10 protein-coding genes are annotated in these 6,822 nt (G+C 69.5%); 5 read left to right on the forward strand and 5 right to left on the reverse strand.

Going from position 1 to position 6,822, the window contains the following annotated elements; genetic code table 11:
- From VFM98_RS23870 to rlmD, 4 genes are all read left to right on the forward strand, one after another.
- The coding region (locus VFM98_RS23870) for a peptidoglycan DD-metalloendopeptidase family protein (protein ID WP_325112386.1) at nucleotides 1-448 on the forward strand (448 nt) is incomplete at its 5' end.
- A gap of 2 nt (nucleotides 449-450) precedes the next feature.
- On the forward strand, nucleotides 451-1,455 hold the full coding sequence (rpoS, locus tag VFM98_RS23875) for an RNA polymerase sigma factor RpoS (protein ID WP_325112387.1): 1,005 nt from the start codon (nucleotides 451-453) through the stop codon (nucleotides 1,453-1,455).
- Nucleotides 1,456-1,571: 116 nt separating this feature from the next.
- Complete coding sequence (locus VFM98_RS23880) at nucleotides 1,572-2,369, forward strand: 3'-5' exonuclease (RefSeq protein ID WP_325112388.1); 798 nt, start codon at nucleotides 1,572-1,574, stop codon at nucleotides 2,367-2,369.
- 130 nt (nucleotides 2,370-2,499) lie between these two features.
- Nucleotides 2,500-3,906 (forward strand): 23S rRNA (uracil(1939)-C(5))-methyltransferase RlmD, encoded by a 1,407-nt coding sequence (gene rlmD, locus VFM98_RS23885; protein ID WP_325112389.1) that lies wholly within the window; start codon nucleotides 2,500-2,502, stop codon nucleotides 3,904-3,906.
- Between the two features lie 45 nt (nucleotides 3,907-3,951).
- Here rlmD and VFM98_RS23890 read toward each other — a convergent pair whose 3' ends face one another.
- Nucleotides 3,952-4,647: a Bax inhibitor-1 family protein gene (locus VFM98_RS23890; RefSeq protein ID WP_325112390.1), complete on the reverse strand. Its 696-nt coding sequence runs from the start codon at nucleotides 4,645-4,647 to the stop codon at nucleotides 3,952-3,954.
- Between the two features lie 114 nt (nucleotides 4,648-4,761).
- On the opposite strand from VFM98_RS23890, the gene VFM98_RS23895 reads away from it, so the two are divergent.
- The gene (locus tag VFM98_RS23895) at nucleotides 4,762-5,169 is read left to right on the forward strand and encodes a heme-binding protein (RefSeq protein WP_325112391.1); all 408 of its coding nucleotides are present in this window, start codon (nucleotides 4,762-4,764) and stop codon (nucleotides 5,167-5,169) included.
- Nucleotides 5,170-5,174: 5 nt separating this feature from the next.
- Here the strand turns inward: VFM98_RS23895 and hemP are convergent, their stop codons facing one another.
- From hemP to VFM98_RS23915, 4 genes are all read right to left on the reverse strand, one after another.
- On the reverse strand, nucleotides 5,175-5,366 hold the full coding sequence (hemP, locus tag VFM98_RS23900) for a hemin uptake protein HemP (protein ID WP_325112392.1): 192 nt from the start codon (nucleotides 5,364-5,366) through the stop codon (nucleotides 5,175-5,177).
- Nucleotides 5,363-5,776, reverse strand: a complete 414-nt coding sequence (locus tag VFM98_RS23905; protein ID WP_325112393.1) for a biopolymer transporter ExbD — start codon at nucleotides 5,774-5,776, stop codon at nucleotides 5,363-5,365. Before VFM98_RS23905 ends, hemP begins: the two co-directional genes overlap by 4 nt.
- Before the next feature lie 4 nt (nucleotides 5,777-5,780).
- Nucleotides 5,781-6,494: a MotA/TolQ/ExbB proton channel family protein gene (locus tag VFM98_RS23910; protein WP_325112394.1), complete on the reverse strand. Its 714-nt coding sequence runs from the start codon at nucleotides 6,492-6,494 to the stop codon at nucleotides 5,781-5,783.
- A 25-nt stretch (nucleotides 6,495-6,519) separates the two neighbouring features.
- Nucleotides 6,520-6,822 (reverse strand): energy transducer TonB (locus VFM98_RS23915; protein ID WP_325112395.1); only part of this gene is annotated, 303 nt, incomplete at its 5' end.

Raw genomic sequence — 6,822 nt, forward strand, 5'->3', positions numbered from 1 at the left:
GGCCGCGTCCGCTGCCGCCGCACCGGCGCCCGCGCCGGCGCCCGCGAGCCCGCAGCCGGCCGCCGGCGCCGACGACGACATCGCCTGGAGCTGGCCCACCTCCGGTGCGGCCGCCGTGGTGGCCGGCTTCGACGAGCAGAAGAACAAGGGCATCGACATCGGCGGCCGCGCCGGCGATCCCGTGCTGGCCGCGGCCGATGGGCGCGTCGTGTACGCGGGAGCGGGATTGCGCGGCTACGGCAACCTGATCATCCTGAAGCACAACAACACCTACCTCACGGCCTACGCGCACAACCAGTCGCTGCTCGTGAAGGAGGACCAGACCGTGCGCAAGGGCCAGAAGATCGCGGAGATGGGGGCCACCGACGCCGATCGCGTGAAGCTGCACTTCGAGATCCGGCGCCAGGGCAAGCCGGTCGATCCCATGAAGTACCTGCCGGCGAGGTAGCCATGAAGCGGCGCAACGGGCACGAAGCACCGGCGCCCGCGGGCGGGCGCGACGGCATCGAGGTGCCGCCGCTCGAGCCGATCGGCACCGCCGCCGAGCCGCCCTCCGAAAACCAGCTGCGCGAGGTGCCGGCCGATTTCTCGGGCGAGAGCAGCGACACGCTGACGCTCTACCTGCGCGACGTGCGCCGCACCACCCTGTTCACCGCGGAGGAGGAGTACGAGACCGCCGTGCGCGCCCGCGCCGGCGACTTCGCCGCCCGCCAGTCGATGATCGAGCACAACCTGCGGCTGGTGGTGAGCATCGCCAAGAGCTACCTCGGGCGCGGCGTGCCCCTGTCGGACCTGATCGAGGAGGGCAACCTCGGGCTGATGCACGCGATCGACAAGTTCGAGCCGGAGCGCGGCTTCCGCTTCTCCACCTACGCCACCTGGTGGATCCGCCAGGCGGTGGAGCGCGCGGTGATGAACCAGGGCCGCGTGATCCGGCTGCCGGTGCACGTGGTGCGCGAGCTGCAGCAGGTGCTGCGGGCCCGCCGCACGCTGGAGAACGATCCCGCCTTCGCCAGCCGCAACGGCGCCGAAGGCGAGGGCGTGCGGGTGGAGGATGTGGCGGCGCTGCTCGGTCGCGACGTGCAGGAGGTGGCGCAGCTGCTCGCGCTGGCCGAGACGCCGAAGTCGCTCGATGCCACTGTCGACCGCAACGACGAGGAGCACACGCTGGGCGACTTCATGGCCGACGAACTGGCCGTGGATCCCACCGGCGTGATGCAGAACCGAGAGGTGGAGCGGCTGGTGACGGGCTGGGTGGACGCGCTCTCGCAGCGCGAACGCGAGGTGCTGGAGGGCCGCTTCGGCCTGCACCAGCGCGAGCCCGAAACGCTGGAGGTCCTGAGCGACCGCCTGGGCCTCACGCGCGAGCGCGTGCGCCAGATCCAGAACGAGGCCCTGTCGAAGCTGAAGCGCCAGATGGCCCGCAACGGCATCGACCGCGAAGCGTTGTTCTAGCCGAGGCGCTGGTTCGAACGCGCCCGGCCCCTTCCCCCTCCGGGGGGAAGGCTGGGATGGGGGGCTCCTGATGCGGCCGCAGGGCCGACTCATGATTCGACTGGTACAGTCGAATCATGAGTTGGCCTGTACTAGTCTTCGACATCGAATCCATTCCGGACGTGAAGGGCTTGCGCCTGCTGCGCGACGCGCCGCAGGACGCCAGCGACGCGGAGGTCTACGCGCAGTGGCTGCAGGAGCGCAAGGAGGCCAACCAGAGCGACTTCATGCCGCTGCACCTGCAGCGCATCCTCGTGATCAGCTGCGTGTTCCGCAACGCCGAGGGCCTGCGCGTGCATTCCTTCGTCGACCGCGACGACGCCAGCGAAGGCCGCGTGATCCAGAACTTCTTCAACGCGCTGGACAAGCACACGCCGCAGCTGGTGAGCTGGAACGGCGGCGGCTTCGACCTGCCGGTGCTGCACTACCGCGGCCTGCGCCACGGCGTGGTGGCGGACCGCTACTGGTGCCTGGGCGAGGGCGGCGGGCCGGACGACCGCGAGTTCAAGTACAACAACTACATCAACCGCTACCACATGCGCCACCTGGACCTGATGGACCTGCTGGCGATGTACCAGCCGCGCGCCAACGCGCCGCTGGACGCCATGGCCAAGCTGTGCGGCTTCCCGGGCAAGCTGGGCATGGACGGCTCCAAGGTCTACCAGGCCTATCTCGAAGGCAAGCTGGAGGACATCCGCCGCTACTGCGAGACCGACGTGATGAACACCTACCTGCTGTATTGCCGCTTCCAGAAGATGCGCTGCGGCTTCACGGAGGCCGAGTACGACCAGGAGATGGGGTTCGTGAAGGAGTCGCTGGCGCCGCTGGCGGCGACGGAGCCGCACTGGCGCGAGTACCTCGACGCCTGGCTGTGATCGCTGGGCTTTCGCTTCGCTCCAGCACCGGCCTACGAAATGCACTGGCGCCGCAGGCCGATTGCAGGCTGGCGGTGAGCACCGAAGGCCGAACCCCAGCGTTCCCCCGCCGGCCTGAGAAAATCGGCGGATGACCGACAAGCAGTTGCCTGCCCCGCACCCCGAGGGCTGGCTGGAAATCGAATCGCTCGACATCGAGGCGCAGGGCGTCGCCCGGCGCCCCGACGGCAAGGTGGTCTTCATCGACGGCGCGCTCCCCGGCGAATGGGTGACGGCCAACGTCCACCGGAAGAAGAACAACTGGGAGCAGGCCTCGCTGGTGCAGGTACACCGCGAGTCGGCCCAGCGCGTGCGGCCCCGCTGCCCGCACTTCGGCCTGCACGAGGGCGCCTGCGGCGGCTGCAAGATGCAGCACCTGCACGTCGGCGCGCAGGTCGCGATCAAGCAGCGCGTGCTGGAAGACAACCTGTGGCACCTGGGCAAGGTGCGCCCCGGCACCATGCTGCCCGCGATCGAGGGCCCGGCCTGGGGCTACCGCTGGCGTGCCCGCTTCAGCGTGCGCCACGTGCGCAAGAAGGAGACGGTGCTGGTGGGCTTCCACGAGCGCAAGAGCCGCTACGTGGCCGACATCCGCGAATGCCACGTGGTACCGAAGCACGTGAGCGACCTGTTGCTGCCGCTGCGCGCCCTGATCGGCTCCATGGACGCGATCGAGACCTGCCCGCAGATCGAGCTGGCCTGCGGCGACCGCGTCACCGCGCTGGTGCTGCGGAATCTCGAGCCGCTGTCCGCCGGCGACCTCGCCAAGCTGCGCGCCTTCGCCGTCGCGCACGCGGACGCCGGCGTGCAGTGGTGGCTGCAGCCCAAGGGGCCCGATACCGCCCGCCTGCTCGATGCCGGCGGCGAGGAGCTGGCCTACACGCTGCCGGAGTTCGGCGTCACGATGCCGTTCCGCCCCACCGATTTCACCCAGGTCAACCCGCACATCAACCGCGTGCTGGTGGACCGGGCGGTGCGCCTGCTCGATGCGCAGCGTTCCGAGCGCGTGATCGACTGGTTCTGCGGGCTCGGCAACTTCACCCTGCCACTGGCCACCCGCGCCGGCGAGGTGCTGGGCATCGAGGGCAGCGAGGCGCTGGTGGCGCGTTCGCGCGAGAACTACCAGCGCAACCAGGCCGGCCGCGCCGCGGGCGACGCGCTCGCACCTGCGCGCTTCGAGGCCCGCAACCTGTTCGAGATGACGCCGCAGCAGCTGGTGGCTGACGGCGTGGCCGATCGCTGGCTGGTGGATCCGCCGCGCGAGGGCGCCTTCGCGCTGGCCAAGGCGGTGGCGGACCTGCACCAGGACCCATCGCTGCGCCAGGGCTGGACGCCGCCGCGGCGCATCGTCTACGTCAGCTGCAATCCGGCGACGCTGGCCCGCGACGCCGGCCTGCTGGTGCACCAGGGCGGCTACACCTGCACCGCCGCCGGCGTGGTCAACATGTTTCCGCACACGGCGCACGTCGAGTCCATGGCGGTGTTCGACCTGCAATGAAAGACGGGGCCCGAAGGCCCCGTTCTGTTGGCAGGCGGTGCGGCTTCAGTCGTCGCCGGCCGTCATCCCCAGCAGCGCCAGCAGGCTCTGGAACACGTTGAACAGGTCCAGGTAGAGCGCCAGCGTGGCCGTGATGTAGTTGGTCTCGCCGCCGTCGACGATCTGCTTCAGGTCGTACAGCATGTACAGGCTGAAGATGCCGATGGCCAGCGTGCTGATCACCATCATGCCGACGCCGGAGCCGACGAACACGTTGATGATGGCGCCGACCATGAGCACCAGCGCGCCGACGAACAGCCAGCGGCCCATGCCGGAGAGGTCGCGCTTGATCACCGTGGACAGCGACGCCATCACGAAGAACACCGCCGCCGTGCCGCCGAAGGCCGTCATCACCAGGCCGGTGCCGTTCTTGAAGCCCAGGATCAGCGCGATCAGCCGCGACAGCATCAGGCCCATGAAGAAGGTGAATGCGAGCAGCACGCCGACGCCGGCGGCCGAATCCTTGGTCTTCTGGATCGCGAACATGAAGCCGAACGCGCCGCCCAGGAAGACGATCAGGCCCAGGCCGCCCGTGAGGCTGCGCGTGATGCCGGTGGCCACGCCCAGCCATGCGCCCAGCACCGTGGGGATCAGGCTCAGGGCCAGCAGCCAATACGTATTGCGCAGGACCTTGTTGCGCTGTTCCAGCGCGGACGCGGTGCCATACCCGTAGGACGGGATGGTCTGGATGGGGTCGTTCATAGCAGCACTCCTTGCCTCAACGGCCTTTAGATGAGCCCATTCTAGGCGGGTTCAATGGGCCCGCAGACGCTATGCTCTGCGCTTGCGAGATTCCATCTACCTGCCACACCAACCATGAAAACGAAAGCAGTCCTCGAACTGGCGGAAATCAAGTCCGTCGCCGCCGCCGCCGAAGCGGAGGCGCTGGCCAACCAGTGGGCGGTGACGATCGCCATCGTCGACGACGGCGGCCACCTGCTCTGGCTGCAGCGCCTGGACGGCGCGCCGCCGATCTCGGCCCAGATCGCGCCGGCCAAGGCGCAGACGGCCGCCCTGGGCCGGCGCGAGAGCCGCGTCTACGAGGAGGTGATCAACGGCGGGCGCTATTCGTTCCTCAGCGCGCCCGGCCTGCACGGCCTGCTGGAAGGCGGCGTGCCGATCCTGAAGGACGGCCAGTGCGTCGGCGCGGTGGGCGTCAGCGGCGTGAAGTCGAGCGAGGACGCCCAGATCGCCCGCGCCGGCATCGCGGCGCTGGGGCTGTAAACGCCTCACTTGGTGAGGATCAGCTTGCCCTGGCGGGTGGCCTGCAGGCGGTAGATCTCGCCGTTGTGCGCGATCTCCACCAGCCGCTGCCCGCGCAGCAGCTGCACGCTCGACAGGGGCGCCGGCCGCACCGGCGCGTCGGCCTGGGCCGGCGCAGGCGCGACCCCGCGAGGGAGGGAGGTGGCGGCGGGGTTCATGGCGTCTTCGGCTCCGTGACGAAGCCGATGCGGTGCAGCCCCGAGCGCTGCGCCGCCGCGAGCGCCTGCGCCACCTTCTCGTAGCGCGCCTCCTTGTCGCCGCGCAGGTGCAGCTCCGGCTGCGGCTCGCGCCCGGCGGCCTGCTGCAGGCGCGGGGCGAGCTCGCTTTCCGCGATCTCCTGCTCGTTCCAGTAGTAGCGGCCCTGCGCGTCGACGCTCAGGCGGATCGTCTCCGGCTTGGTGTCCTGCGGGGTGCTGCTGGCGCGCGGCAGGTCGATGTTCACGGCGTGTTTCATCACCGGCACGGTGATGATGAACACGATCAGCAGCACCAGCATGACGTCGACCAGCGGCGTCATGTTGATCTCGTTCATCACCTCGTCGGTGTCGTCCTGGGTGCCGAAGGCCATGGCCCTACGCTCCCTTCTTCATGGGGACGACCTTCGTCCCCTGGCCGGCCGTGACGCGCGCCCCCGTCACGAAATACGCGTGCAGGTCGTGGGCGAAGCGGTTCAGCTTGGTCAGCACGCCCTTGTTGCCGCGCACCAGGGCGTTGTAGCCCAGCACGGCGGGAATGGCGACCGCGAGCCCCAGGGCCGTCATCACCAGCGCCTCGCCGATCGGGCCGGCCACCTTGTCGATCGTCGCCTGGCCGGCGGCGCTGATCGACAGCAGCGCGTGGTAGATGCCCCAGACGGTGCCGAACAGGCCGACGAAGGGGGCGGTGGAGCCCACCGAAGCCAGCACCGCCAGGCCCGCCTGCAGGCGCACCGTGGATTCGTCGATGGAATTGCGCAGCGTGCGGGTCAGCCACTCGCTGGCATCGAGCGAATCGTGCAGCTGCGCCTGGGCGTGGTGGTGCGCCACCGCCTCGCGGCCTTCCAGCGCCAGGGTGCGGAAGGGATTGGCGGGATCGGTGCCCAGCTTGTTCAGGCCGTCGGCGAAATCGGCGGCATGCCAGAAGCTTTCGATCTGGCGCGCCTGGCGGGCGTAGCGCCGCAGGTCCAGCGCCTTGGCGATGATCACCATCCAGGAAGCGAGCGACATCGCCAGCAGCAGGAGCGCCACGGCGCGGGTCACGAGGTCGCCCTGGCTCCAGAGATGGACGAGGCCGAAGTCGGTGTTCATGTTGTTTCTTCTCCGTCGTTGTTCGTCAGTCGCCCCAGCGGATCGGGACGTTCACCCACATGTCTTCCGGCACGCCGCCGCGCTTGCCGGGCACGTACTTCCAGTTCAGGGCCGCCTGGAGCGAGGCCTGGTCGAGGCGGGCGTAGCCGCTGCTCTGCTTGACCTGGCCGTTCTTGGCGCGGCCATCGGCGCCGATCAGCACCCGCACCACCACGAGCCCGCGCTCGCCGAGCCGCTGGCTCATGCGCGGCCACTCGGGCGGCGGGTTCTGCAGGTAGTCGGCGTCGCTGATCGGCAGTTCGACCTTCGCCGGCGCGGGCGGCGCCAG

Origin of the sequence: Ramlibacter sp. (genome assembly GCF_035706265.1) — a bacterium.
Taxonomy (GTDB): domain Bacteria; phylum Pseudomonadota; class Gammaproteobacteria; order Burkholderiales; family Burkholderiaceae_C; genus Ramlibacter.

Bases quoted from the DNA above. Each gene is read 5' to 3' on its own strand.
- VFM98_RS23905 (WP_325112393.1), bottom strand. From the start codon at position 5,776: ATGGCCTTCGGCACCCAGGACGACACCGACGAGGTGATGAACGAGATC.
- VFM98_RS23895 (WP_325112391.1), top strand. From the start codon at position 4,762: ATGAAAACGAAAGCAGTCCTCGAACTGGCGGAAATCAAGTCCGTCGCC.
- rpoS (WP_325112387.1), top strand. From the start codon at position 451: ATGAAGCGGCGCAACGGGCACGAAGCACCGGCGCCCGCGGGCGGGCGC.
- VFM98_RS23890 (WP_325112390.1), bottom strand. From the start codon at position 4,647: ATGAACGACCCCATCCAGACCATCCCGTCCTACGGGTATGGCACCGCG.
- rlmD (WP_325112389.1), top strand. From the start codon at position 2,500: ATGACCGACAAGCAGTTGCCTGCCCCGCACCCCGAGGGCTGGCTGGAA.
- VFM98_RS23910 (WP_325112394.1), bottom strand. From the start codon at position 6,494: ATGAACACCGACTTCGGCCTCGTCCATCTCTGGAGCCAGGGCGACCTC.
- hemP (WP_325112392.1), bottom strand. From the start codon at position 5,366: ATGAACCCCGCCGCCACCTCCCTCCCTCGCGGGGTCGCGCCTGCGCCG.
- VFM98_RS23880 (WP_325112388.1), top strand. From the start codon at position 1,572: ATGAGTTGGCCTGTACTAGTCTTCGACATCGAATCCATTCCGGACGTG.